Here is a 26,135-nt window from a genome sequence, read left to right on the forward strand (position 1 = left end):
GAAATGCTACGTCGGATCAGGTGGCTGCGGCTACTGTTTCGCCGTTCACGGCCTTACCGGCCTGCTGTCCGGCGACCATGAGCGATACCAGGTCGAAGACCACGGTGGCCGCCGCGACGCAGGTGATCTCGGCGTGGTCATAGGCCGGGGCGACCTCGACCACGTCGGCGCCGACGATGTTGAGCCCGGTGAGCCGGCGCAACATCCGCAGTAGCTCACGCGAGGTCAGGCCGCCAGCTTCGGGCGTTCCGGTGCCGGGCGCGAACGCCGGGTCCAGGACGTCGATGTCGATGGACAGATACACCGGCAGGTCATCAACCCGGCGCCGGACCACGTCGACCGCGGCATCGATACCGATGACGTCGAGGTCGCCGGCCCGAATGATCTTGAACCCCATACGCTCATCGTCATCGAGGTCGATCTGGTCATAGATCGGGCCGCGGATACCGATGTGGATCGAGTGATCCTCGATCAACAGACCTTCCTCGAACGCGCGACGGAAGATGGTGCCGTGGGTGATCGGGGCATTGAAGTAGGTGTCCCAGGTGTCCAGATGTGCGTCGAAGTGCACCAGTGCCACGGGCCCGTATTTGGCATGCAGCGCACGCAGATTGGGCAACGCGATGGTGTGATCGCCACCGATGGAGACGATCCGTCGATCCCGGTCCCCTAGTACCTCACTCGCGTGATCCTGGATCTGCTGGCACGCCTCGGCGATGTCGTAGGGCGTCACCGCGACGTCACCGGCATCGACCACCTGCACGTGTTGCAGTGGCGCGACACCGAGTTCGACGTGGTAACCGGGGCGGAGTGTGCGGGCGGCATTGCGCACTGCCAGCGGACCGAAGCGGGCGCCGGGACGGTAGGAGGTGCCGCCGTCGAACGGTACGCCGAGGATGGCGATGTCATAGTCGGAGACCTCGGCGACATCGGCAATGCGGGCGAAGGTGCTCTTGCCTGCGTAGCGCGGAACCTTGGTCGCGGGGACCGCGCCGACGATTCCGTTGCGGTTACTCATCGGATTGTGCCTCCGTTCACAGCGGTGGGTGCTCGGACTTCAGCATCGTCTTCGACAAGGCCGTGTGGCGACGGGTTGATGCGCAAAACATCCGACTGCGCTTTGAGCATTCGCACAAGCCGCTCCCGGTCGTACCTCAGTACTGACCGCAGTTCGGCGTGGTCGGTGCGCCGTTGAAGCGCGCGGCGATCCACTGCATGGCGGGCTCACCATCGACCAACATCGGCAACGCGTGGTTGATCACCAACTTGTTCAGGAACGGCGGCTCTTCGTTGGTACGGAATTCGACATCGGCGCCTTTGTCGCACCAGTCCCGGCCGAGTTGGTTGGCAGCGGTCCACGGAACCAGCGGGTCGTAGCGATTGCTGTTGATCAGGACCGGCGCATTGGGCTTGTATTTGCCCAGTTTCTGCATCTCGAACAACGACTTGAAAGGCTCTTCGTCGATGAGCACGTTGATGTCGTCGGTGAAATAGGGCTGCAGATGCCGGAACATGAAGTCGACGATGGTCTGGCCGACGCATTGGCGCGACACGCTTTCGAGCATGTCCTTGCCACGCTGGGTGAGCTTGGAGCGAATCAGGTCGGCGAATTCGGGGTACGCATAGATCTCACCGTTGAGCGCATAGCCGACCACACCGACCAGGGCGCTGCCGTCGGTGTAGGGAAACAGCTCTTTGAGGTCCGCCACCGGCGCGCCGGCGTAGGTGCCCACGACGTGCAGTTCCGGTGCGTAAGACGCTGCCATCTCCGCTGCCGACGCGGCCGCACCACCGCCTTGTGAGTAACCCCAAAAGGCAACCGGCCCATCGGGATCCAGCGACGTACCGGGGAGGTTCTTGGCCGCTCGGGCGGCGTCGAGCACGGCGGCGGCCTCGGCCACCCGGTTGACGTAGGTGTGCATGCCGGGGGTGCCGAGACCTTCGTAGTCGGTCATCACGACGGCGAACCCTCGGGCCACCATGGTCGCGATGAACGCCTCCTCGTAGTTGACCATGATGTCCCAGCCGCCCGAGTAATGGATGCCCTGGTTGAACTGGCGCGACGGCGCGCACTGGTTGCCCTGGCCTTGGGTGCCAACGGCATAACTGATCAACGGACGCGGCCCCTTACCCGGCCAGTCGTTGTAGGGCTCGAAATAGGTGCCCGTCACCGCGACCGGATTGCCGCGAGCATCCGTGCTGCGGTACATGATCCGCGTTCCGGTGGCCATGATGGCCCCCAGTTGGCCGGACGGCTCGAGCACCAGTCGCGACGGCTCGGTGCGAATGAGATCGCCGGGCTTCCCCGGCGGCAGCGGATCTGGCGGCAGATAGAACGCCTCATACTGCGGTTCGTCACCGTCGGCCAATGCCGTCGCACTGCTGGTGAACACCGAGCCAACCAGTAAGAGGACGGCAAACAACCCCCGAAAGCCACGCACAACGAAACAGTAACAATATGCCTCTCGCAAACGAAATCATGGTACTCACAACCGAGAATCTTGTTCTCGCACGCCATCGGACGCAATTTGCCAGCCGCTCGACACGGTAGTCATCCACCCACGCCGCCGGCCCGGCGGCAATCCGCAAAACCGGGCCCGAAAGGCCAAATTCCTCAGGCCACACCTATATCAACGACTCCAACTTCAAATACGCTCCGGTCCGCTGCGTATTTCCTGGCCCCGGCCACCAGCCGGGGTACGGGCACCGTCGGCCGCCGAGGTCCTGTCACCCACGCCATAGCGTGGACAGATCCGCCCGACATCACAGGGACTCCAGCGACCTTGAGTAGCGGATTTGCCTGTCCACGCTGATTTACTTGCGTGGATCCCCTGAACTCGGAGAAGAACAGCCATGGATGAACCGGACGCCGCGGCACCGGCGCCACCTGCCGGGCAACCCGTCTCAGCACCGCCGCTGATCAAGGCCAGCGGGCTTGGCCTCGACAGCGAACACGGGCCGCTGTACTCCGGTGTCGATCTGGAGCTGGACCCGGGTTTTCACGCGATCCGGATGCCGGGCGGGCCGTCTCAGCACACGTTGCTGCTGACGCTTGCCGGCCGCCTCAAACCGACACACGGCATCGTGACGGTCAACGGCGACAGCACGGCGCGAGGAATCCGTCAGCACTGCGCCATTGCCGCCTTCACCGACATCGACGAGTTGGAAGAAACCGTCACGGTGCAGACCGTGCTCACCGAGCAACGTCGCTGGTTGTCACCGTGGTTCTCCTGGGTGCCAAACCAGACCACCGCCCCCGAATTCAACATCGCGTTCGGCGAGATCCCTGCACCGACTCCAGACACTTACATCATCGAGTTGTCCGATCTGGAACTGTTCCTGCTACGAATCAGCCTCGCGTTGATGTCCGACCGGCCGATTCTCGTGGTCGGTGATCTGGAACAGGTGCGCGACAACACCCGACGGGCGACCGCCGTCGAACGCCTGGGCGCAATCGCACAACAGCGCACCGTGGTGGTAGGCGTGACCAATCCACTCGGTGAGGCCGCGGCCGCACACACCCTTCACGACCATCTGATCCCCGCGGGGAAGGACTGACATGCTGGCTGGACTCTCCTTCGGTTCGGAGATCAAGCGATTCGGCCGTAGCCGGATGACCCGCGCAGCCATCGTGGTGCTGATGCTGCTGCCCCTGGTGTACGGCGCGCTGTACTTGTGGGCGTTCTGGGACCCGTTCGGTCAGGTCAGCAAGATGCCGGTGGCACTGGTGAACTCCGATCGCGGCGCCGTGGTTTCGGGCCAGCATGTCAATGCCGGCGACGAGATCGCGAAGAGCCTGACCGCCGACCACAGCCTGGATTGGCACATGGTGAGCGATCAGGAGGCGCGCGACGGTGTCAAGCACGGCAAGTATTACTTCATGCTGGAGCTGCCTGCGAACTTCAGCGAGGCTATCGCCTCTCCGATGACCGGCCAGCCCCAGAAGGCCGAGTTGATCGCGCTGTACAACGACGCCAACAACTACATCTCCTCGAGCATCGGCCGCACCGCGACCAGCCAGGTGCTCAACGCAGTGTCCACCCGGATCTCCGGCCAAGCGGTGAATCAGATTCTGTCCGTGGTGGTTTCGTCGGGCACCGGCATCAAGCAGGCCGCGGACGGCGCTCGGCAGCTGGCCGACGGAGCCGCGCAACTGCACACCGGCATAGTGAAGGCCGACGACGGCGCCGGGCAACTGTCGACCGGTCTGGATTCGGCCCGCACTGGGTCGGCCAAGCTCGCCACTGGCGCCAAGCAGCTCTCCGATGGAATCAATCAGGCCACTGATCCCCTGCTGAAAGTGAGCAAGGCCCTTTCTCAGGTCGGCGGCAATACCGATCAGCTGCAGGCCGGAGCGGCTGCGCTGGAACAGGCCACCGACCAGGCCGGGACCATCGGCACCGCGCAGGACACTGCGGCCGCCGCGGTCGCCTCGGTGATCCAACAACTTTCGGTCAACCAGGACCCGGTGTCGGTCGGAGCGGTCAACACCCTGCGCGGTGTGCAGGACCAGTTGCAGACTCATCAGTTCACCCCGCAGATCCGCCAGCAGCTCACCGACGCGCACAACGCGGCGATCTCGATGACCGAGACGCTGCGGGCTCCGGGCAGCCCGCTGCACACGGCACTCGACCAGGTCGGCGCCAGCGGTCAGCAGCTGACCGACAAGCTGAACCAGCTGCGCAACGGTGCCCAGCAGCTGGCGACCGGAAACGCCCAATTATCAAGCGGTCTGGTCAAACTCGATGACGGTGCCCGGCAGCTCAAGGCCGGCACCGTCCAGTTGAAGGACGGATCGGCCCGTCTTCAGGACGGCTCCAACGAGCTGGCGACCAAGCTCGCCGACGGCGCCAAGCAGGTGCCGACCTGGACAAGCCAGCAGAAGGACGCCATCGCCGACACCATCGGCGGACCGGTGAAGCTGAAGACCTCCGACGAGAACGGCGCCCCCAACTTCGCGACCGGTATGGCGCCGTTCTTCCTGACCCTGGCGCTGTTCTTCGGGGCGCTGGTGTTGTGGATGGTGTTGCGGCCGTTGCAGAATCGACCGATCGCCGCCGAGGTGCTGGCGTTTCGGGTCGCACTGGTCAGTTACGTGCCTGCGGCGCTGCTCGCGGTGGGTCAGGCGATCATCCTGTACTGCGTGGTGCGATTCGCGCTCGGCATGCAGGTGGCGCACCCGGTTGCCATGGTGTTCTTCATGATCTTGGTGTCGTTGGCCTTCGTGGCGGCCACCCAGGCCATCAATGCGCTGGTCGGCGCGGCCGTCGGCCGAGTGTTGATCATGGCGCTGCTGATGCTGCAGATGGTCAGCGCCGGCGGCATGTACCCGGTGGAGACCACCACCAAGCCGTTCCAGACCCTGCACAAGTTCGATCCGATGACGTTCGGCGTCAATGGACTCCGGCAACTGGTGTTGGGCGGCATCGACGAACGGCTGTGGCACTCGATCATCGTGTTGTTCTGCATCGGTATCGGATCGCTGGGTATTTCGACCCTGTGTGCCCGGCGCAACCGGACCTGGAATCTGATCCGGCTGTTGCCCGCGATCAAGATGTAGACGCCGCCTGTCACGTTAGGCTCGGGCGGTGCACAACCCGCGATCAAGCATCCGCCTGCGGACTCTGGCCGGTGCCTTCGGGGCCGTCGTCGTCGTGTGTGCCGCTGCACTACCAGCCGCTCACGCCGACCCCGATCTGGCTGGGACGACGGTCTTTCTCGACCCTGGGCACGGCGGCCGGTACGACGCCTCGATGACCCGGCAGGTACCCACCGGCCGGGGCGGCACCAAGGATTGCCAGACCGCCGGCGCCAGTACCGACAGCGGATATCCCGAGCACACCTTCAATTGGGATGTGGTGCAGCAGATCAGCACCGCGCTCACCGCCCGCGGGGTGCGCGTGCAACTGTCCCGCAGCGACGACGCCTCGCTGGGTCCCTGCGTCGACCAGCGGGCGGCGGCAGCCAACGCGCTCGCGCCCGACGCGATCGTGTCCATCCACGCCGACGACGGGCCCGCGGGCGGCCACGGCTTTCACGTGAATTACTCGGCGCCGCCGTTGAACGACGCGCAAGCCGCGCCCGCCATGCAGCTGGCCGACACCATGCGCGATGCACTGGTCGCATCGGGAATGGTTCCGTCCACTTACCTCGGTTCGAACGGGCTGTACGGCCGAAGCGATCTGACCGGACTCAATCTCGCTGAGTACCCCGCCGTTCTGGCCGAGCTCGGAAACATGAAGAACCCCGGCGATTCCGACCAGATGACCGACCCCGCCGGCCGTGCACGATATGCCGCGGCGGTGGTCCAAGGGATCACCGCGTACCTCGGCACACATCCGCACTCAGCTGCCCAGGTGCACTGATCCGTCCGGGCCGAACCGCCCCGGCTGAGGCGTCTTCAGGATCGATCCGCCTGCCGCGGCGGCGACCTCGGTCAGCCCGAATACCTAATCCCGGCTACCGACGTTGTGCGCCAACGTGATTCCGCTGACGGAAGAACCCAAGCAGTTGATCGGGCGCAGTCTGGTAGAAGACGATCTCGCCGGGCACGTCGAGGGCCGGCGACCAGCCGAGCGCCGCGTAGAACTGCCGGGTGGCCTCCAGGCCGACGCTAGAACGCGGCGACGTCCAGTTCCATCACTTCCACGTCGACCGACTCGATGACCTCACGAACCGCGGTCAGCATCGGTAACATGTTGTGCGCGAAGAATTTTGCCGCGGCGATCTTGCCCTCATAGAACGCACGGTCGTCCGCCCCGGCCTCTAGCGCCGCCTGCGCGACTCCGGCTCCGACGAGCAGTCGCCAGCCGATCACCAGATCGCCGACGGCGAGCAGGAACCGCACCGATCCGAGCCCGACCTTGTACAGCTGCTCGGGTCGCTGCTGGGCTGCCATCAGATAGCCGGTGAGGGTGGCGGCCATCGATTGCACATCAGCCAAAGCGTTGGCCAGCCGGTCGATCTCGGACTTCAGAGCGGGGATGCCGGAGTCGATCGTCGCCGAGATCTGGGCCGCGACGTGGGCCAGCGCCCCACCCTGGTCCCGAATGATCTTGCGGAAGAAGAAATCCAACGACTGGATGGCCGTGGTGCCCTCGTAGAGCGAATCGATCTTGGCGTCCCGGACGTACTGCTCGATCGGGTAATCCTGCAGAAAGCCCGAGCCACCGATGGTCTGCAACGACTCGGTGAGAACCTCGTAGGCACGTTCGGAACCGACGCCCTTGACGATCGGCAGCAGCAATTCTTCCACCCGATGGGCCAAGCCGGCGTCCGCACCGGAAACCTGTTGCGCCACCACCGGATCCTGATGCGCGGCGGTGTACAAATACACCGACCGCAAACCCTCGGCGTAGGCCTTCTGGGTCAGCAGGCTGCGGCGGACATCGGGGTGCTCGATGATCGCGACCCGAGGGGCTGTCTTGTCGGCCATCGCCAGCATGTCCGATCCCTGGATGCGGTCCTTGGCGTACGCCAGCGCGTTGAGGTAGCCGGTGGACAAGGTGCCCGCGGCCTTGACGCCGACGGTCATCCGGGCGTTCTCGATGACCCGGAACATCTGGGCGATGCCGTCGTGCACGTCGCCGACCAGATACCCGATGGCGGGAGTGCCATGCGCGCCGAACGTCAACTCGCAGGTCGGCGATGACTTGATGCCCATCTTGTGCTCCAGGCCGGTGACGAACACCCCGTTGCGCGAGCCGAGTTCGAGCGTCTCCGGATCGAACAGGAACTTCGGCACGTAGAACAGGCTCAACCCCTTGGTGCCCGGGCCGGCACCCTCGGGACGGGCCAGCACCAGGTGGAAGACGTTCTCGGCGGCGTCGCCGACATCTCCGCCGGAAATGAATCGCTTGACGCCTTCGATGTGCCAGGTTCCGTCCGGTTGGGCAATGGCCTTGGTACGGCCGGCACCGACATCCGAGCCGGCATCGGGCTCGGTGAGCACCATGGTGCCCGACCAGCCCTTGTCCAGGCTGATCCGCGCCCAGCGCTGCTGTTCGGCGGTACCGACTTCGGCGAGGGTGTGTGCCATCGCCGGACCCAGACCGTGCAGGAAGGTCAAGGCCGGGTTGGCGCACACGGTCAGCTCTTGAAGGGCCCACACCAGCGGGGCGGGAGCCGCTGTGCCACCCACATTTTCAGCCAGTCCGACCCGCCACCACTCCGCCTCTTTGACCACCTGGACCGTCTTGGCCAATGGACGCGAGATGGCGACCTCGTGCGTGACCGGGTCGAAGGTGGGCGGATTCCGGTCGGCTTCGACAAAGGTCTCGGCAATCACGGTCTCGGCGAACCGAGCGACCTCGTCGATCATGGTTCGTGCGGTCTCGGTGTCGAGTTCCCCGAACTCACCGGCGTCGAGCAGCCCGCCGAGCTGCAGCACCTCGAACAGGTTGAACTCGATGTCGCGAACGTTGGCGATGTAGTGGCTCACGAAACACCAGCATTGACCTGCAGCTCTAACGTACGCAACCGTAAGTTGGATCGACTTACGGTTACGCAACCGAAGGGTGCCAGCTCAGTCCGGTCTATGAGCTAGCTCACATCGGGCCGGACTCCGTCAAACGGCAAGCGCCGCGGCGGTTCCGGCGGCTCGCCCTGAGAAAATGCAGCCGCCGAGGAACGTACCCTCCAGCGCGTTGTAGCCGTGCAGGCCGCCACCACCGAAACCGGCAGCCTCCCCGACTGCATACAGGCCGCCGATGACGTTGCCATCATTTCCGAAGGCACGTGAGGACAGGTCGGTTTGGATGCCGCCCAATGTCTTTCGGGTCAGGATGTGCAGCTTCACACCGATCAGCGGGCCGGCGGCAGGGTCGAGGATGCGGTGCGGCGACGCCGCGCGCCCCAGCCGGTCCCCCAGGTACCGGCGGGCATTGTGAATACCTTGCACCTGCGCGTCCTTGGAGTACGGGTTGGCCATCTGCAGATCGCGGGCCTCGATCTGGCGGCGAATACCCGCCGGGTCCAACAGCGGTTCGTCGGTCAGGGTGTTCATCTTCCTGACCAGCGAATCCAGATCGTCGGCGACCACGAAGTCTGCGCCGTGACGCTTGAACGCCTCCACCGGCGCGGTCGCCGACTTGCTCAGAAGTCGTTCCCGAACAACGGCTTTCATGTCCTTATTGGTGATGTCGGGGTTCTGCTCGGACCCCGACAGCGCAAACTCCTTCTCGATGATCTTCTGAGTGAGGATGAACCATGAATGGTCGTACTGCGCAATGTCGGGCTGGGTGCGCAGGTAACGCAGCGTGCCCAGGGTGTCGTAACCGGGAAGATAGGGCTCGGGCAGGCGCCGACCGATCGCATCGAACCACATCGATGACGGCCCGGGCAAGATTCGGATGGCGTGATTGGGCCAGATCGGATTCCAGTTCTGGATGCCTTCGGTGTAGTGCCACATCCGATCTCGATTGACCAGTCGCACGCCTGCTTCGCTGGCGATACCCAGCATCCGGCCATCGACATACGCCGGCACGCCGGTGATCATCGACTTCGGTGGAGTACCCATCCGACTCGGCCAGTACTGCCGGACCATGTCATGGTTGTGCCCGATACCGCCGGTCGCGATGATGACGGCCGCCGCGCTCAGCTCGAAGTCACCGGTCACCTCCCGGTTGGACGACACACCACGCGCGGAGTCGTCCGGCGCCAACACCACACCGCGAACACCGGTGACGGCCCCGTCGGTGAACACCAATTCGTCGACCCGATGGCGGTGATGGAAGGTCACCAGCCCCCGGCCGGACGCCTCCAGGGCCGCGTTGACAAACGGTCCCACCACTCCGGTGCCGGTTCCCCATGCGATGTGGAAGCGCGGTACGGAGTTGCCGTGCCCGTCGGCGCGCAGGTCGCCGCGCTCGGCCCAACCGACGGTCGGCAGGAACTTGATGCCGTGCTCGAGCAGATACGAACGTTTGTCCGCGGCCGCGAACTCGACGTAGGCCCGGGCCCATTTGGCCGCCCACTGGTCCTCGTCGTCGAGACGGTCGAATCCCGCGCTACCCGACCAGTCGTTCCACGCCAGTTCCAACGAATCCTTGACGCCCAACCGGCGCTGCTCGGGGCTGTTCACCAAGAAGATGCCACCGAACGACCAGAAGGCCTGACCACCCAAGTTGGCGGCATTCTCCTGGTCGACGATGACGACTTTCTTTCCGCGCCGGGTCAATTCGCGGGTGGCGACCAGTCCGGCCAACCCTGCGCCCACCACGATTACGTCAGCATCCACCTGTCGGCTCCTCCATGCCCGGGCTGGGGGCAAGCAAGCTGCCACCCGATTTCACCGCCGATGGCAACCTACCCGCCGCATCCCCCCCATTCCCTGGCAATCAGCGATTCCCGCCGCGTCATGCACACCCCGCTGCATGCCTCGATGAAATCGTAGGTTTGGCGCAGGCCATCTGCGGCTACTCCTAGGGCATGACGAAATTCAACTTCACCCACCTGCTTGTCGCGGGCGCAGTCGTATCAGCCGTTGGCGCTGGAGCGTTCGTCGCGACCGAACCGGTACCTGGCACATCCGGAAACCCGGTGGTGCTATCGAACTACGCCCCACTGCCTGCGGACGACGGGCCGGGCGGTGGCGGCTGTGTCAACGGTCAGTGCGGATCCGGCGGCGTCAACGGCGGTCCCGGAGGGGGCCCGGGCGGCACCGGCTGCGTACCGACGCCCTATGGCACGGCTTGCGGATCAGGTGGTGCCAATGCCGGGCCGGGCGGATTGCCCGGCGGTAACGGCTGCCTCCCCGGTGTCGGCTGCGGCGGTGGACACGGATAGCAAGCCGCGCTAGCCCTGCGGGTCGGTAGCCGGTTCTTCGGCGAGCAGGAGTCGGTCGAGGGCGCCGGTGGTCTCCGCCGGCAGCCCTTGATCGATCAGCGCACCGAGCAGGTTCTCGGCGACCACCCGCAGTTTGACCTGGGTGGTTTGCGAGCGCCATCGCAAGATGTCGAATGCCCGGTCGGCATCGATGCCGTACGCAACCATGAGCACACCTTTGGCCTGGTCGATCACCGAGCGCGACTCGACGACGCCCGACATGACCTTGGTGACGTCGGATTGCAAGCTGTCGGTCACGTCGACGTAGAAGCCTTCGGTACCGATCACTTCACCGGCATCATCGAGCATCCGATCGGCTACCACGACCACCCAGTGCGTGCGTCCGGCAGCGTCGATGATCCGGTGCCGACTGGAGAACTGACCTCCGGTTCTGACCCGCTCCAGAATCTGGGCAACCTTGGCGCGATCGTCGGGATGCTTGTGGCTGAGCAACAACTCTGTGGTGGGCTGCACCGCACCGGGCTCATAACCGTGCATCCGGGCAACCTGGTCCGACCACAACCATTGTTGGTCCTCGATCAGGTACTTGAACTTGCCGACGCGCTGCGCCTCACCGCCGCCGAAGACGGCGGCAACTTCCCATGACTCAGGCTCGTCGACGGACATGTCGGGCATCATCAGTGAACGATCTCCGGTGGGTTGGGGACTGGATGCTAATTCTAGGTCGGCCGATCGCCGGGGCACCAACGGGAATACGCACCATAGACGCCGGTCGACCGATCACGCAGTCACATCGGCACTTCGCCGTCACACTGCATCTGCCCAGCAGATCTCGGGGCGCCGACCGAGAATTCAGTGACATCACGCCAAAGATGTTTGTCCGCCAAATAACTGGGTACTGCGAACCATGCCCCTTATCTCAAATGAATGACGGAAAGCAGATTCGCTGATGGCGGTGTGCGTTACGTGTGGGACAGAGACCGACCAGGTGTTCACAGTCACGTGGGAAGGGCGTAGTGCCACGTTCGACTGCATCGAATGCCTGGCCACCATGGTGGCGCCGATATGCGGACACTGCGGCTGCCGAATTCTCGGCCACTCCCTGCTGATCGACGGCCACCCCTACTGCTGTCCCCATTGCGCGCAGTCCGCGCAGTGGGAAGGTCCCGTGGGGCCGGATTCGTGGACGGGCGGCCGTTGGCATTTCGACAACACGTCCCACGGCGCCCGCTACCCCGGCCAATAGGCACGTTTCAGATCGAGTTGTCGCGGGTAGATACGGTCCAGGTCCAGTAGCGCGTCGGAGCGCATAGAGGCGAGCCGACCACGAGAAACCAGACGACTATTCGGGGTCGAAATGAAGAAGATCGGTCTTTACGTCAGTGCTCTGCTGCCACTGGTGATGTCGGGGGCACCCGTCGTCGCCGCCCAGGTCCACGCCGATGCTTGTCCCGACGTCGAGGTGGTATTTGCTCGCGGCACGATGGAACCCCCGGGCGTCGGCAACGTCGGACAAGCTTTCGTCGACTCCCTGACGGCACGGGCCGGGGCACGGTCGGTCGACGTCTACGCGGTGAACTATCCGGCATCGCTGGACTTCGCCACAGCGGCAGATGGCGTCGTGGACGCATCGAACAAGGTCATCGATACCGCCACAAAGTGCCCCCACAGCAAGATCGTGCTGGGCGGTTACTCACAGGGCGCGGCAGTCGCCGCCTACATCACCGAGGACGCCATTCCGGCGGGCTTCAACTTGCCTCCGGGGATCACCGGGCCGATGCCGGCGTGGGTCGCCGATCATGTGGCCGCCGTGACGCTGTTCGGAAAGCCGTCAAGCGGCTTTCTCCAGATGGTCTACACCGGCGCACCGCCGATCAATGTCGGCTCGCGGTATCAGGCCAAGACCCTCGATCTCTGCATTCCCACCGATCCGATCTGCTCGCCGACCGGCTCGGACAACGCGGCCCATGCCCAGTATGCCGACAACGGAATGGCTGATCAGGCAGCAGATTTCGTGATACACCACGTGCCGTCGAGCAGCCCGGGCCAGGTGGTCAGCCAGGCCGGGACCCGCGGCTAAGGGGCGCTACGGGGTCTCGATCGGTCCATCCGCAGGTGGCCAGTGTTCGCCCTGCGAGATGGACCCGGGATCGGTGAAGTCTCCACGAGACAGTGGCACCCATTGCTCGCTGGCCACCTGCTGCTCGGACGGGAAATCCTCCAGGACGCCATACGGTTTCGAGTCCCACGCCTCGAACGTCAGCGGGGTGTTCAGCCATTTGTGCAAGAGCAGGTAGGTGGCCTCGAGGGAATCCAGATGAGTGCGTTCCCAGCCATGGCTACCGTCGAGGCCGAACCCCACCAAGGCCGCTCGGGTACCGGCGCCGGCCTCGATCGCGGCCGCGACATCCGATCGGTAATAGCGAAAGATGTCGCGCGAGTGTGGGATTCCTTCGTCACGGGCGATTCGGCACAATTTCCGGGTCAGGTGGTAATCGAATGGGCCGTGCATGTCGGCCATCGGGATGGTGACGCCGTGTTCGATGGACTGCTGCCCAGGCGCGCATACCGCGTTGTCCACCGACACCAACTCCGCCACATCAGCCGGCAATCCGTGGCTGGCACCGTGCCCGACTTCCTCGGTGATGGTCACCATGATCGTCGTGCGGTGTGGCAGCACAACATTGCGCTCCGCGATGTCCTTGGCCAAGGTCAACGCAATCGCCACGCCTGCCTTGCCGTCCAGGTGCCGGGAGACGATGAAGCCGTCCTCGGTGAGCTCGGGGCTCGCCACCAAGGCCACGAAATCGCCGACGTTGAGTCCGAGGCGTTGCAGGTCCTCACGTGAGAAGACGTTGCGATCCACCCGGACTTCGACGTCGGACCAGCCGGTCGGCTGGGTGTCGATCTCATCGCCGAAAGCGTGGCCACTCGCCTTGAGCGGCATCACCGTTCCGGTGAAGAACTGCTCTGTGTCGTCCAGCAGGATGCGAACCCGCGCGCCCGTGGCGAAGCGCGCGGAGAACGTGCCGACCGGTACCAACGCGAGTCGGCCGTTGTCCTTGAGTTCGCGCACCATGCATCCGATGGTGTCGGCGTGCACGACGATCGCCCGGTCCGTGGTCTGCGACCGGCCGGGCAGTTCGGCGATGAGCGCACCGCGCCGAGTGAGCGTGAACGGGACACCGAGGTCGGTGAGAATCCGGCCGATCAGTTGCATCACCGCGTCGGTTCTCCCGGACGGGCTCGGCGTCTGAAGCAACGCCAAAAGTGTATCCACCAACCAGGTTTGGTCTTTCGGCGGCATCCTCGGGACCTCGGCGCCCACAGAATCGGTCATGAATCCCCCCTTATCCGACGGGATCTGGCTGCCACGCCCACGGGGTACCGGCAGTGCGTGGAAACAGCAGATCGATGAATGCCTGGGCGGTGGGTCGCGGCTCGTGGTTCGCCAGACCTGGGCGCTCGTTGGCCTCGATGAACGCGTACTCGGTGCCCTGCACCGACGGCACGATCAGATCGATTCCGGTCACCGGGATGTCGATCGCGTCCGCGACATCCACCGCCACCTTCGCCAGCGCCGGATTGAGCTCATCGGTTACGTCGTGAATGGTCCCTCCGGTATGCAGATTCGCCGTATGCCGCACGACCAGGCGTTCGTTGGCGGGCAGCACGTCGTCCAACGACCATCCCGCCTCGCGTACCGCTCCTTCGGTGATGTCATCCACCGGAATCGCCGACTCGCCGTGGGTGGCGGCGCTGCGACGCCGACTCTGCGCCTCGATGAGCTGACGGACGGTGCGGCTGCCGGTGCCGATGACCTCGGGGGGCCGCCGGATCGCGGCGGCGACCACTTTGCCGTTGATCACCACGACGCGCAGATCCTCACCCGCGCAACGCTCTTCCAGCAGCACCTCCGGGCAGTGCCGGCGGGCCAACCCGACCGCGCGGTCCAGGTCTTCGGCGGCGGTCACGCCGACTGTGATACCGGCGCCCTGTTCCCCACGCGCGGGCTTGACCACCACCGATCCGACCTTCTCCAGGAATCGGTAATCGGTGTCGGTGAATGTCGCTGTGCAGCCTTCCGGCACCCGAACCCCCGCTTCGGCCGCCACCGCGCGGGCCACCCTCTTGTCATCGCAGCGGCTCATCGCGACGGCATTGGTGAGCTCTGACAACGACTCTCGGGTAACCACACTGGTGCCGCCGTGGGTGAGGCGCAAATAGCCGCCCTCGGCATCAAGGACCTCCACCGCGATACCGCGCAGAATCGCCTCGTCGGCGATGATGCGCGCGTAGGGGTTCAGCTGCGCCAGATCCTCCGCCGGATTCACTGGCGCGAAGAGAGATTCATTGATGGCGTTCTTGCGCTTGATGCCGAGCACGGCGGGGACTCGCTCGAAACCGATTCGCTCGTACAGGGCGATGGCTCCCTGATTGTCATGCAGCACCGACAGATCCAGCTGCGCACGACCGCGTCGGCCGAACTCGTCGATGAGGGAGCGCACCAGCAGACCTCCGGTGCCCGGACGCGCCAGCGTCGGCTCAACCGCCAGACACCACAGGCTCGAGCCGTTGTCGGCATCGCCGAACAGCTGTGCGTGGTCGACTCCGGTGACCGTACCGACGACCTGACCGGTCTCGTCGTCGACTGCGACCAGGTACACCACATGACGTTCTGACCGGCAGTTGTCCCACATCAGATCACCGTCGGCCGGCACCATGTGGCACCTCACGTAGATCTGGTTGATCGCGGCGCAGTCCTCCGGCGACATGACCCGCCGGACTGTCAGCCCCGGAACGTCCGGCGGGCGATACAGCGGCGCCGTGGTCAAATTGAGGCGATAGGTGAAGCTCGGGTCGATGAAGAACTCCTGCGGATGCAGCGCGACGAACACGTGCGGCGCGTCGAGATACATGCCGATGTCCCGGCGACCACTGGCCTCTTCACGCAGCGCGTTGCCGAAATCGTCTGGGTTGGGGAAGGTTTGACCGAAAACCAACCGACCCCAGCCGAGATCCTGGACTACGCTTTCAACCGATCCGTCACTGCTCGTGTCGAGTGCCATCACCCGCCAACTCCATCCACCTGGTGCGCCAGCCACAGCTCCAGTAAACCTATTTGCCACAACGGGTTTCCACGTAGTGGGGTAAGGCTTCCGTTCGGATCGTCGGTCAGCGCAGTCAGTTCTTCCGCGGTGAACAACCCGCGATCGCGCGCGGCCCGACTGTGCAGTGCGTCGAATACCAGAGCCTGGTACGGCCCGGAGAGGTGCTTGAGCGCCGGAACGGGAAAGTAGCCTTTTGGCCGATCGATGACTTCGTGTGGAATCACCTTGCGCGCAGCCTCTTTCAGCACCCCCTTGCCACCTTGCGCGGTCTTCAATTCTGGAGGACAGGTCGCGGCGAGTTCGACCAGCTCGTGATCCAGGAAGGGAACCCGACCTTCCAGACCCCAGGCCATGGTCATGTTGTCGACGCGTTTGACCGGGTCGTCGACGAGCATGACAGTGGTATCCAGTCGCAGCGCCCGATCGGTGGCGGTCGCTGCACCCGGATGAGCGAAATGCCGCAGCGCGAACTCGCCGGATACGTCGGCGTCCAGCCGCCACCGCGGCTGTAAAAGTCGGTTGATCGACTCGTGACTGCGATCGAAAAATGCTGTCCGGTAATAGCTCAATGCGTCTATCGGATCGTGGTCAGCGGCGTTGGCCAACGGTGGATACCAGTGATACCCGGCGAAGATCTCGTCGGCACCCTGTCCGGACTGCACCACCTTGACGTGCTTGCTGACCTCTTCGGACAACAGATAGAACGCCACGCAGTCGTGACTCATCATCGGCTCACTCATCGCGCCGATCGCCCCGGACAACGCGGGCAGCATGCGTGCGGAGTCGACGCGTATCTGGTGATGCTCTGTGCCGTAATGAGCGGCGATGACGTCGGAATACTTGAACTCGTCGCCCTCTTCTCCCCCAGCCGCCTCGAAGCCGATCGAGAACGTGGCCAGCCCATGTTGGCCCGCCTCGGCGAGCAGGCCGACAATCAGACTGGAATCCAGGCCGCCCGACAGCAGGCAGCCGACCGGAACGTCCGCCACCAGGCGACGCTCGACCGCGGTACGCAGCGACTCGAGGATGGCGTCTTCCCAGTCACGCTTCGACCAACCGGAGCGCTCGGTGCAGCGCTCGAAAACTGGTTCCCAATAAGTGGTTTCAGTTCTCCTGCCATCGGGTTCGATACGCATGAGTGTTCCCGGAGGGAGTTTGTGCACACCCCGCAAGATCGTGCGGGGTGCCGGTACCACCGAGTGAAAACTCAAATAATGATGCAGCGCAACGGGGTCGATGTCAGTGTCCACGCCGCCGGCCGCCACCAACGCCGGCAATGTGGACGCGAAGCGCAGCGCACCACCAGCGGCTTCACACCAGTAGAGCGGTTTGACACCAAGTCTGTCCCGAGCCAGTAAAACTCTGCCGCTGTCGGTTTCGGCGATCGCAAATGCGAACATGCCGTAGAGGTGTTCTACAACCCGCTCACCCCACTCCCGATAGCCCTTGAGCACCACCTCGGTATCGCTATGAGAAAAGAAGCGGTAGCCCTTGTCCGAAAGTTCCCGGCGCAGTTGAGGATAGTTATATATGCACCCGTTGAAGGCAACGGTGAGCCCGAGTTCCGGGTCGTGCATTGGCTGGTGCCCGTGGCTCGACAGATCGATGATGGCGAGGCGTCGGTGCCCGAAGGCGACGCTGTCGCGCGCCCATGAGCCGCTGCTATCCGGGCCACGCGGTACCAAGCTGTCGGTCATGGCGGCCACGGCCGTCACGTCAGCTTTACGCCCCCAGGCTATTTCGCCGGCGATGCCACACATGGTGGTAGTCAACTCCCTTGATGGACCTGCAATCCACCATACATACGTTCACGCTCGATGTCCGGTGTGCACCCGATCGGGTGTCTGCTGCAATTTCACTTCTTCCCAATGCGTTTCGCGCATCGGGTCGCCGACTCCATGATCTACCGGTGTCTGTTGGTAGACCATGGTGTCGCGAAACCTCTTGTCCGCTAACGGCCCGAACCCGGCACGTAGCCACCCGCGCCCGGCACCACGCCCGGAGATCCGGTCGCAGATGTCGGCGGTGCCGAAGGAGCCGACGTATACGTTGACGTCGCAGTCGGCGTCTGAGTGCTCGGCTGAGAAACCGAAGTCGTGCTTTCCCGCTGCGCACTCACCGCCGCACCGATCACCCCCACTGCAAGCGCACCGGCGACACCGGTGATCGCAGCGAGTCGGCTCATTCGTTTCGCGTTGTGCTTCGTGGCCATCAAAGAAAACCTCCCTCAGGTGGATACAGCTGCATACAGCGAAGACACGGACGTGCCGTCGTCAGACGGTTACCCGGGCGCTGTGGTCGCCAAACACATTTCTGCGCCATTGTTCCCACCGACCGCGGTTTGACCTGATCACGGCCGGGGTATCAGCCGATTCATGAGTGATGACTCGCGGTCCCGGGCCGACGTCGCGGACGCTCGACCCAAACGCAACATGGTTGTCGCGAATTGGGCTGCAGCACTGTCAACTGCGCTTGGCGCAGCCGTGGTTGTGGTGTTCGCCTACGTCCAGGTATTGGGCACCGCGGGGTGCAGTGACCGGGCATGCCCGCACGTGGGTCCTGGTGAATTCGGTTTCACCGTGATCACCTACGGGGCGCCGATCGTAGCTGCTGTGGCAATCCTGTTGTCGTTTTCGACGGCACGCAAGCCCTGGGCGCCGGTGGTGCCGGCAGCCGCCTGGCTACTGCTGATCGCGGCATTCGTCGTACTTGTCGTGACGTTCCCATGACGGTGAAAGCGCTCCGGCGGATGACATGCGAAGCGCACACCAAGCCGGCGGTCACCTCTGTTCGGTACCGCAGTCGCGCTGCCGACCAATTCACGTTTGGGGTGCCTCATATGGGGCATCCCCACGACCATGATCGTTCGTAAAGTCGCCCGCCCACTGCTGGCTACCGCCTTTGTGGCACAGGGCATCGAAATGCAATTGGCGACCGAATCGGACGGCGCCGATATCCGACCAGCGCTCAACGCGATGCGGAGCCTTCCGAATCCGATCGGAAACAGGATCCCCAATGATGCCGAGTCGGTGGCACGGGTGAGCGGCGCCATACAGACCGCAGCAGGAATGTTGTTGGCGACCGGCCGGATGCCACGGGTTGCTGCTGCGCTGCTCGCCGGAACGGCGATACCTGCCAACTTCGGCAGTCACATGTACTGGGCCGAAACGGATTCGCTGCGAAAAGCTCAGCAACGCCGTGCTTTTCTCACCGATGTCAGCCTCGTCGGAGCCCTCGTTCTGGCGGCCGCCGACACCGCGGGGAAACCGTCGCTGGGTTGGCGGGGACGGCGCGCCGGCCGCCGGGCCGCCGAAACGCTGTTGAATGCATTGCCTTCCAGCGACGGCGGCCCGCACGGCGGAGCGCAGTTGAAGGCCGGTTGGCGCCGATTCCGCGCGGACCGCGCCTAATACCAATAGCGTCGGCCGGCGACCGGACGTCCGATCGACCCGAGTAGCCACAGCACCACGCCGACGACGGTCAGGACGATGCCGATAGACCACAGCACGTACACGTTGAAGACAAAACCCAGAATCAACAGGATGACACCGAGCGCAATCACGATAACTTCTCGTTACTCCCCGAACCTCTGCACCGGGATCTCAACGCATGGAACTCGGCTCAGGCAACCGACACTCGACCATTTTGGGATTCACGCCGGCATAATTCAGGGGACCGGCGACGACTGTCAACGCAATACGGCCCGCCGTGCCGCAACTCGTCGGGCCGCCGCGGAAGTAGTCACGTTGCCATGCGGCGAGGACGCCGACCAATAGCCAAACTACGACGACCGTACTCACTGTCCCGCGCCACATGCGTCCTCCAGATGTCGAATGCCGAGCCGTCGCGTCGCTCAAAACCTTTACGACAACATCGAACTTGCTTTCTCGTGGGTATGAGATACCCGCGTCAGCCCAGCTCAAACCACGACACCGCGCTACCCCGCGACCCCGACCTGGCTCCGCAGATCCCGCAGGGTGCGGTCGAGGATCCGAGACACATGCATCTGCGATACGCCGATGCGATCAGCGATCTGGCGTTGAGTTTTCGAGGCAAAATAGCGCAGGTACAACACCTTCCGCTCTCGTTCCGGGAGCGCCGCCAACAGCGGTCTGACGGACTCTCTGTCAGTCACTCGTTGGTAACCCTCGTCGATGTCTCCATAGGTGTCCCCAACCGACTGCGAGCCGTTGTCCTGGTCTGTCACCGCAGCATCCAGCGAATCGGGTTGGTACGCATGCGCGGCCAACAGACTCTCGACCACCTGGCTGCGCTCAAGGTCCAGAGCTGTCGCCAGTTCGTCAACCGTCGGCGACCTCCCGATGTCATGCATCAAATCAGCAGTGGCACTGCTGATATCGTGCTGCCTGTCGCGAATTCTCCTGGGCACATGGACTTTCCATCCGTAGTCCCGGAAATAACGTCGCAACTCGCCCATCATCGTGGGCAATGCGAAAGCCACAAAGCTGGAACCACGGCTGGGATCGAAGCGATTGACCGCATGGATCAGCCCGACGCGCGCGACTTGGACCAGGTCCTCAATACTTTCACCGCGCCTGTTGAAATGTCGCGCCACATGGTCCGCCAACGGGCAGCACCGCAGCACGATGCGCTCATGTTGCCGGGTGTACGCCTCGGAACCTGTAGGCAATTCTCGCAATTCGGCCACCATTGCAACGACGTCGGCGTACTCGTCATCGTGTCCGACTTCGCGGGGCGCCGAACGATCTGTCCGAGGTCCCTCTTGCATGTTCTGTGACGCGTTGTTCTGCACTGGAATTGACATGCGATGCCCTCCCCGGGCTCTCAACACGCACTGTCTGACCGTGGTCCGCGCGCTTCGTCGCATATGGACCACTGGTAACAGTTGCGAGTTGATCTCCGCCGTAATGGCGGAATTGGCAATTTGCCATCGTCGAGACGTCAATCTCCGGCATATCGCGAAAGTAGCCCCATGCTGGACCGCGTCCACGCGCCGCACGAAAGATTCTCGACCGGCACCGCTTTTGGCTAAGCAGCTACGCTGAAACAGCGTTAAAACAAACACTACACGCGAACACATGCCAGGACCAGCCTCTTGGCGCGATGACACAGTTCGGCCGCTCCGTTATGGCCGCTCAACCAGCCACAACGCCCAATCTGGTCAATTCGACATCGGAGTGCCGCGCACCTGCCCTCGGCGTCGTTTGGTCGGCATTGATGTTTGCCACCGGCGCCAGCGGGTAGGCAAACATCATGAACAAGATGCGCGATCCGCTGATCTCCCGATCGGAGCAGCTGTTCGCGGACGAGACGGACCTTGACTACGGCACCTCCGTGCCCGCGATGGTCGCTTATCTGATCGGCATGATTGCCTTGTTGACAGGCTATTTGGCCCTCGGCGCCGGACATCTGTATCTCGGCGCCACAGCACTATTCATCGCATTCGTCAGCGTCGCACTCGGTTCACTGTGGGTGCTCGCCCGGCTGATCCAACATCCACATCATTCTCATCACGGCGCACGCCACTGAACTTTTGGCAACGTCCGGTTCCACAGCAGGTTGCTCGTTGACCCGGCCACATGAACTGCGAACCGGGCCATCGAGCAACCCTCATTCAGCTACTGGCTGGGCCGTTGGTTGGCCTTCTGACGCTGCTCGGCCAAGCGTTCGCCGGCGCGAGCCGCATCCGCCTCAGCCTCCTTCTTGGCGGCGTCACGTGCGGCGTCCGCCCTGTCCTGCTGTGCACGCCCCTCCTTGACCAGATCATCGCGTCCCGCGAGGCCGCCTACCACCTCTTTCGCCTTACCCTTTACGCCCTCGACGATGCCTTTGACTGCTTCTTCGGGGCCACTCTGATGTTTACGTTCGCCCACTGAACCGCTCCTCATCTTGTATCCGGCCGGTTGGCGAATCTTGTCCAGCCACCAGCCATTTCGGACACGGCACCGATTCCATTCACTCCAGATCGGTTTCACATGCGCGAGATCTATCGCCACGAACAACGCTGTAGAGCAGAGACCTCGCGACGGTGCCGCTGAACCCGTACGTGCCGTACTAACACGTCCATGCTTTTGCATGTCTAGCCTGGGTACCCGGCGACCTGCCGCGGAAACTGTTTCACTGCTGAATGTTTCGACCGTCACACACCACCTGATGTCGACGGTTCGCCAAGAACACGCCGCGACAGGCGTTGACACCGCGGCCGGCCGGACACTCCGAGGCGCGTTATGCCACCCCGCGCACGTGTGCCACCGAGGCGCCAATGGTTGCCGGACTATCACCGATCATGGTGTGCAGCAACGTTTCTTGTTCCCGGCTGCCACGCCTCGCCGAGCGGTTCAGCCCTCCCGGCGTTACCAGTTCCGCAATGCTGCGGACACCGTTTACCGGAATCTTGACTATGGGATACCAGGGCGGCATGTACGCCGGTAGCCCGAGCGTGCGCATCGCGCGCGGCCCGAGGAATGCAGTGGTCACCGACAAATGTTGGGCCCAGGCCAGTCGGCGGCGCACACCGGCCAAGCTCTCGTAATGCCAGGCCAACGGGTCTTTGGCCATCGGGACCGACAGCTGCTGTGTGGTCCCATCTGGTGTGGACAGTGCCGTGGAGGTGTGGAAGAGAATGCGGATGGCATCGCGGAACGACCGGGGCAGCCATTCGTCCTGCACGCCGATCAACCAGCCGACATACCGGGTCAAGTGAGCGATACACGTCAGTTCGCGCGGTGTCATCACGATGCCCATGGCCAGTCCACCGACCACCGGCGCGATGAGGGCCCCGACCAGGGTCGCCGCCATGTCGGTCTGATTGACGGGCACCCCCCATTCTTCGGCGTCCCAGTCCGGCATGGCCGTTACGTGGCGACGAACCAAAGCATGCACGAACCGGACCCGGAGCGTCGACTGGTAGCCGAGCCCCTGCGGCTCCAGCCCACCGACACTGATCACGTCCAATGCCCACCGCATGGTCTCGGCGAAACGCTGATTAGATCCCTTCTCCAAAGCCCCTGTGCGCAGCAAGGTCTGGTTGAATCCGGAGAACTGATAGCCACCCAACAGGGCCACATCGCGCGCGATGTACATGCCGTCGGCGCCGCCCCGGCGTAGTGCCCGTTGCCCTACCCTCAGCATGTCGGCGTTCACCCAGTCCGGGCGGGCCTCGACCGCAGTGAGGAACTGGCGCAACGGTTCGGGCGCCTCCGGGACGGAGGCGATGCCACCCGCCAAGGCCTTGTCGAACAGCGGACGTTGCTGTTTCATCCCGGCAGCCGACATCGATTCGACCAACTCGTCCATCGGCTCGTCACCGACGTTGAGTCGCTCGCCCAACCGCCGCCACTGATCGGCGTCGGGCTGTCGGAGCGCGAGCACTGACGCTGCGACCTGGATACCGATCGGCACTGGGCGTGGCTTGTCGGGGTGGCGCGCCGGAATCGGCAGAGGCATCGTCACTGTCCTTTCGAACACCTAATGACAACGTATGTAGTCAAAATCTAGGCGTCCGATATCCAGCCGTCAACCCTGCGCGGCGCCGGCCGGATTACCCGAAGAATTCGCGGATCTTCGGCGCCTCGACGGCAGCCCGCTCGTAACCGGTCCGCAATGCCGGTCGGATCTGTTCGGGGTCAAGGAGATTCACGCCCGGCGGGGTGCCGGCGATGATCAGCATCGGTGCGGTGCCGGTGGCACGGAGCGCGTCGATCTCGGCGTCGATGTTGTGTGGGATCCCGCTCAGCAGGGCACCGTCGTGGCCGTTGGTCAACGTGATGACCAATGCCCGCCTGGACCCGGCGACCAGGTCGGTATGCGCCCACGTCCTGCTGATGCCGCCGTCCATCCCGAACCGTTGACCGACCAAAGTCGGGCCGATGATCCCGGGCAGTGAAGAACTGGCCGCCGTTGCATGGACCAGCCCAATGTTGTTGCGCCGCGCCACATCCTGGCCGATTACCAGTCGCTCACCGGTATAACAGTCGTTGGCCGTGGTGAACATCTTCGCCGGCGGCCAGTCGGTGCGACTGTCGTCGGTGAGCATCCACGCCAGGCGCTCTAGGGCGTCGCCACTCAGCGCGTTGTCCGCCGCGAGGGCGGCGTGTCCGATGACGCGTATGGTCTCGGGATTGCCGTTGTCGACGGCGAAGTTGATCGCCCGCGCCCGCTGCTGGCTGACATTGGCGGCTGCGACGGGTGCCAGCTGCGCGAACCGGTCCGGGAACTCTCCGAAGAAGTCGAACTCCGCGCGCAGGTGCTGGAAGTGCCCCGAGGTGAGCGACGAACCGATGTACGCACCAGCGGAGGTGCCGACCACCACCTGCGCCTGCCCTGCCGGGTCGACGCCGGCCTCCATCAGGCCATGGAAGAAGCCGCAGTACCAAGCCAGGTAGTACTCGCCTCCCCCGCCCAGGACCAGGGTCCGATCCAGGCCGGTGGCCAGTTCGGAAGCCGTCGGTGTGACGGGCACCGGGCGGGCCAGGCCGTCGTGAGCGAACAGCTTCCTCGAGATCGAGTCCGCGAGGTCTCGGGCGGGCTCAGCGTGCGCAACGCCCGGCACCGACAATGCGGCTGCCGCGAATCCGGCGCCAAGCCCGAATGCGCTGCGTCGCGAGACTTTCATCGGCCTCCTGTGCTGACGTGGTGTGACTGCTGATATTAATCAACGCACACGTCAGATAGACCGGGAAGTCCCCCAACCGACGCAGTCGGTGAAAACAAATGAGGGCTGATGCGGATTACTCCACATCAGCCCATCATTGTGTTCGGATCAGTTAGATCGCGGTGACGCCAATGGCCGCCGGGCCCTTGGCACCCTGTCCAACCTCGAACTGCACGCGCTGACCCTCGTCCAGCGTCCGGAATCCGCTTGCGCTGATCTCCGAGTAATGGACGAACAGGTCTTTGCTGCCGTCATCGGGGGTGATAAAGCCGAAGCCCTTCTCACCGTTGAACCACTTCACAGTTCCCTGTGCCATTTAGAACTTCTCTCATCTAGCCGAGGATGTACCAAAAACATCCACGCCGGAAACCCTAGCACCCCGTTAGTAAACGCGCGTACCACATGGCCTAGGCGAATCGAATTTTCATCGTCGCCATGCCGAAGATCTTCTTACCTGCAGACTTGGCACCGACGATGACCACCCCGTCACGCGTGTCAGGGTCGAGCGACTTGATCCGACCGGTGAACTCGATGTCCCCACGCTGATCGGCCGGGACGATCGCGGGTGCGGAAAGTCGCACCGCGTACTTGGAGACGGCCCCCGGGTCTCCTGACCATGAGGCGACGAATCCCGCGCCGAGCCCCAAGGTGAGCATGCCGTGCGCAATCACATCCGGCAGGCCGGCCAACTTGGCGATGCTCTCGTCCCAGTGGATCGGGTTCGCGTCGCCCGCGACGCCCGCGTAATTGACCAGGTCACCGCGCGAAAGCAGTAGGTGACGCTCGGGTAGCTGGTCGCCGACAGACAGGGTCTCGAATGCGCAGCTGCGCGGCGCGCGGGTCTCACCACCGTCGGAGATCCGCTGCTGCTCGCTGGCGGGTCGGACCGTCTTGACGTAGTCGGTCACCGCGGCCTCGGCCGCAAGCACGTCGACGTCGTGCATCATGACCTTCCGCACGGCCGTGGTGATCGCCGGATCGACCTCGTCCGCCGTGACTCCGACGACCGTGGTGTGCATGGTGTGAACGGTCTCGCCTGCGGTATCGACGAACGTATTTGTGATGGTGATCATGTCCCGGCCCGCGATTCGCCGCACCGATGACAGCTCGACGTCGGTGAGGAGCTCATCACCGACGACGATCGGCCGATGCTGTTCGAAGACCTGCTCGGTCTGCACGTAGGTGTCGTAGCCCACGACCACCTCTTGGAGCAGCTTCTGATTGGCCGCCATGGCGGGGATCGCGGTGAACGTCAATGGCGCCACCAGACCCGAGTAACCCAACGCGGCCGCGGCCTCCTCATCCCAGTGCGCCGGGTGGTAGTCCTGCACTGCCCGGGCGTACTCGCGGACCTTCTCCTGGCCTACCCGGTAGGTCCGGTCCGCCTTGTAGTAGTGGCCAACCCGCTCTTGGATAGCGGGCGCATCGGTTTCCGTGGTCATCGACTCTCTCACTCCTGGGTTCAGGTGATCGTAGTCCGGCCGGTATCGGATACCAGCAATCTCTGATGGGATGCACGGTTTCAACCAGCGGGTCTATCGACACATCGGATGGCGGACATGGCAAATCGACACATCCCGCCGGCCGTCCAGGTGCGTTCGCAA

The 26,135-nt window shown here is 63.9% G+C and carries 26 protein-coding genes; 9 read left to right on the top strand and 17 right to left on the bottom strand.

Translation table 11 applies throughout. The features are described 5' to 3' along the window. Nucleotides 1–16: 16 nt before the first annotated feature. Both speB and ABIA30_RS05705 read right to left on the bottom strand, forming a co-directional pair. Entirely contained in the window at nucleotides 17–1,018 is a 1,002-nt protein-coding gene (gene speB / locus ABIA30_RS05700; protein WP_370062883.1) for an agmatinase, read from the bottom strand. A 136-nt stretch (nucleotides 1,019–1,154) separates the two neighbouring features. Further along, nucleotides 1,155–2,393, bottom strand: coding sequence for a lipase family protein (locus ABIA30_RS05705; RefSeq protein WP_370062885.1), 1,239 nt, complete (start codon nucleotides 2,391–2,393; stop codon nucleotides 1,155–1,157). A 460-nt stretch (nucleotides 2,394–2,853) separates the two neighbouring features. On the opposite strand from ABIA30_RS05705, the gene ABIA30_RS05710 reads away from it, so the two are divergent. Genes ABIA30_RS05710 through ABIA30_RS05720 form a run of 3 tightly spaced genes read left to right on the top strand, consistent with a single transcriptional unit; the run spans nucleotide 2,854 to nucleotide 6,365 of the window. Further along, complete coding sequence (locus tag ABIA30_RS05710; protein ID WP_370062887.1) at nucleotides 2,854–3,558, top strand: hypothetical protein; 705 nt, start codon at nucleotides 2,854–2,856, stop codon at nucleotides 3,556–3,558. Between the two features lies 1 nt (nucleotide 3,559). Next, a complete protein-coding gene (locus tag ABIA30_RS05715) occupies nucleotides 3,560–5,560 on the top strand; it encodes a YhgE/Pip family protein (protein WP_370062889.1) in 2,001 nt (666 codons plus the stop codon). A gap of 28 nt (nucleotides 5,561–5,588) precedes the next feature. Continuing rightward, nucleotides 5,589–6,365, top strand: coding sequence for an Rv3717 family N-acetylmuramoyl-L-alanine amidase (locus tag ABIA30_RS05720; RefSeq protein WP_370062891.1), 777 nt, complete (start codon nucleotides 5,589–5,591; stop codon nucleotides 6,363–6,365). 248 nt (nucleotides 6,366–6,613) lie between these two features. Here ABIA30_RS05720 and ABIA30_RS05725 read toward each other — a convergent pair whose 3' ends face one another. Together ABIA30_RS05725 and ABIA30_RS05730 are read right to left on the bottom strand one after the other, a co-directional pair. Then, nucleotides 6,614–8,440: an acyl-CoA dehydrogenase gene (locus ABIA30_RS05725; protein WP_370062893.1), complete on the bottom strand. Its 1,827-nt coding sequence runs from the start codon at nucleotides 8,438–8,440 to the stop codon at nucleotides 6,614–6,616. A gap of 126 nt (nucleotides 8,441–8,566) precedes the next feature. Then, a complete protein-coding gene (locus ABIA30_RS05730) occupies nucleotides 8,567–10,237 on the bottom strand; it encodes an FAD-binding dehydrogenase (RefSeq protein ID WP_370062895.1) in 1,671 nt (556 codons plus the stop codon). A gap of 191 nt (nucleotides 10,238–10,428) precedes the next feature. Here ABIA30_RS05730 and ABIA30_RS05735 point away from each other — a divergent pair, with 191 nt between their 5' ends. After that, on the top strand, nucleotides 10,429–10,785 hold the full coding sequence (locus ABIA30_RS05735) for a PE-PGRS family protein (RefSeq protein WP_370062897.1): 357 nt from the start codon (nucleotides 10,429–10,431) through the stop codon (nucleotides 10,783–10,785). Between the two features lie 9 nt (nucleotides 10,786–10,794). On the opposite strand, the gene ABIA30_RS05740 is transcribed toward ABIA30_RS05735, so the two are convergent. Continuing rightward, complete coding sequence (locus ABIA30_RS05740; protein WP_370063370.1) at nucleotides 10,795–11,460, bottom strand: PAS and ANTAR domain-containing protein; 666 nt, start codon at nucleotides 11,458–11,460, stop codon at nucleotides 10,795–10,797. Nucleotides 11,461–11,734: 274 nt separating this feature from the next. On the opposite strand from ABIA30_RS05740, the gene ABIA30_RS05745 reads away from it, so the two are divergent. Then, on the top strand, nucleotides 11,735–12,031 hold the full coding sequence (locus tag ABIA30_RS05745) for a hypothetical protein (RefSeq protein WP_370062899.1): 297 nt from the start codon (nucleotides 11,735–11,737) through the stop codon (nucleotides 12,029–12,031). Nucleotides 12,032–12,142: 111 nt separating this feature from the next. After that, nucleotides 12,143–12,865, top strand: coding sequence for a cutinase family protein (locus ABIA30_RS05750; RefSeq protein WP_370062901.1), 723 nt, complete (start codon nucleotides 12,143–12,145; stop codon nucleotides 12,863–12,865). A gap of 6 nt (nucleotides 12,866–12,871) precedes the next feature. Here the strand turns inward: ABIA30_RS05750 and ABIA30_RS05755 are convergent, their stop codons facing one another. The 4 genes from ABIA30_RS05755 to ABIA30_RS05770 all read right to left on the bottom strand — a co-directional run bounded on the left by ABIA30_RS05755 (nucleotide 12,872) and on the right by ABIA30_RS05770 (nucleotide 18,108). After that, nucleotides 12,872–14,125, bottom strand: a complete 1,254-nt coding sequence (locus ABIA30_RS05755; RefSeq protein ID WP_370062903.1) for an osmoprotectant NAGGN system M42 family peptidase — start codon at nucleotides 14,123–14,125, stop codon at nucleotides 12,872–12,874. 10 nt (nucleotides 14,126–14,135) lie between these two features. Then, entirely contained in the window at nucleotides 14,136–15,854 is a 1,719-nt protein-coding gene (gene ngg / locus ABIA30_RS05760; protein ID WP_370062905.1) for an N-acetylglutaminylglutamine synthetase, read from the bottom strand. Further along, on the bottom strand, nucleotides 15,854–17,656 hold the full coding sequence (locus ABIA30_RS05765) for an N-acetylglutaminylglutamine amidotransferase (RefSeq protein WP_370062907.1): 1,803 nt from the start codon (nucleotides 17,654–17,656) through the stop codon (nucleotides 15,854–15,856). Before ABIA30_RS05765 ends, ngg begins: the two co-directional genes overlap by 1 nt. A gap of 191 nt (nucleotides 17,657–17,847) precedes the next feature. Then, nucleotides 17,848–18,108 carry a hypothetical protein gene (locus tag ABIA30_RS05770; RefSeq protein WP_370062909.1) on the bottom strand — a complete coding sequence of 87 codons (261 nt, stop codon included), beginning with the start codon at nucleotides 18,106–18,108 and terminating at the stop codon, nucleotides 17,848–17,850. A 163-nt stretch (nucleotides 18,109–18,271) separates the two neighbouring features. Between ABIA30_RS05770 and ABIA30_RS05775 the strand changes: the two genes are divergently transcribed. Both ABIA30_RS05775 and ABIA30_RS05780 read left to right on the top strand, forming a co-directional pair. Next, the gene (locus ABIA30_RS05775; RefSeq protein ID WP_370062911.1) at nucleotides 18,272–18,625 is read left to right on the top strand and encodes a hypothetical protein; all 354 of its coding nucleotides are present in this window, start codon (nucleotides 18,272–18,274) and stop codon (nucleotides 18,623–18,625) included. Nucleotides 18,626–18,754: 129 nt separating this feature from the next. Then, entirely contained in the window at nucleotides 18,755–19,306 is a 552-nt protein-coding gene (locus ABIA30_RS05780) for a DoxX family protein (protein WP_370062913.1), read from the top strand. Here ABIA30_RS05780 and ABIA30_RS05785 read toward each other — a convergent pair. The 3 genes from ABIA30_RS05785 to ABIA30_RS05795 all read right to left on the bottom strand — a co-directional run bounded on the left by ABIA30_RS05785 (nucleotide 19,303) and on the right by ABIA30_RS05795 (nucleotide 20,682). Then, complete coding sequence (locus ABIA30_RS05785) at nucleotides 19,303–19,458, bottom strand: hypothetical protein (protein WP_370062915.1); 156 nt, start codon at nucleotides 19,456–19,458, stop codon at nucleotides 19,303–19,305. The genes ABIA30_RS05780 and ABIA30_RS05785 overlap by 4 nt on opposite strands. Before the next feature lie 40 nt (nucleotides 19,459–19,498). Next, a complete protein-coding gene (locus tag ABIA30_RS05790; protein ID WP_370063372.1) occupies nucleotides 19,499–19,711 on the bottom strand; it encodes a hypothetical protein in 213 nt (70 codons plus the stop codon). Nucleotides 19,712–19,833: 122 nt separating this feature from the next. After that, on the bottom strand, nucleotides 19,834–20,682 hold the full coding sequence (locus ABIA30_RS05795; protein WP_370063374.1) for a SigB/SigF/SigG family RNA polymerase sigma factor: 849 nt from the start codon (nucleotides 20,680–20,682) through the stop codon (nucleotides 19,834–19,836). 458 nt (nucleotides 20,683–21,140) lie between these two features. Here ABIA30_RS05795 and ABIA30_RS05800 point away from each other — a divergent pair, with 458 nt between their 5' ends. Further along, nucleotides 21,141–21,407: a hypothetical protein gene (locus tag ABIA30_RS05800; RefSeq protein ID WP_370062917.1), complete on the top strand. Its 267-nt coding sequence runs from the start codon at nucleotides 21,141–21,143 to the stop codon at nucleotides 21,405–21,407. 89 nt (nucleotides 21,408–21,496) lie between these two features. Here the strand turns inward: ABIA30_RS05800 and ABIA30_RS05805 are convergent, their stop codons facing one another. From ABIA30_RS05805 to ABIA30_RS05825, 5 genes are all read right to left on the bottom strand, one after another. Next, complete coding sequence (locus ABIA30_RS05805) at nucleotides 21,497–21,751, bottom strand: CsbD family protein (protein ID WP_370062919.1); 255 nt, start codon at nucleotides 21,749–21,751, stop codon at nucleotides 21,497–21,499. A gap of 352 nt (nucleotides 21,752–22,103) precedes the next feature. Beyond that, nucleotides 22,104–23,324 carry an oxygenase MpaB family protein gene (locus ABIA30_RS05810; protein ID WP_370062921.1) on the bottom strand — a complete coding sequence of 407 codons (1,221 nt, stop codon included), beginning with the start codon at nucleotides 23,322–23,324 and terminating at the stop codon, nucleotides 22,104–22,106. A gap of 94 nt (nucleotides 23,325–23,418) precedes the next feature. Then, on the bottom strand, nucleotides 23,419–24,492 hold the full coding sequence (locus ABIA30_RS05815; RefSeq protein WP_370062923.1) for a patatin-like phospholipase family protein: 1,074 nt from the start codon (nucleotides 24,490–24,492) through the stop codon (nucleotides 23,419–23,421). A 151-nt stretch (nucleotides 24,493–24,643) separates the two neighbouring features. Beyond that, nucleotides 24,644–24,847 (bottom strand): cold-shock protein, encoded by a 204-nt coding sequence (locus ABIA30_RS05820; RefSeq protein ID WP_370062925.1) that lies wholly within the window; start codon nucleotides 24,845–24,847, stop codon nucleotides 24,644–24,646. A gap of 91 nt (nucleotides 24,848–24,938) precedes the next feature. After that, nucleotides 24,939–25,973 (bottom strand): fused (3R)-hydroxyacyl-ACP dehydratase subunits HadA/HadB, encoded by a 1,035-nt coding sequence (locus tag ABIA30_RS05825; RefSeq protein WP_370062927.1) that lies wholly within the window; start codon nucleotides 25,971–25,973, stop codon nucleotides 24,939–24,941. Between the last annotated feature and the right edge of the window lie 162 nt (nucleotides 25,974–26,135).

It is taken from the genome of Mycobacterium sp. MAA66 (assembly GCF_041261665.1).
In the GTDB taxonomy this organism is placed as follows: Bacteria; Actinomycetota; Actinomycetes; order Mycobacteriales; family Mycobacteriaceae; genus Mycobacterium.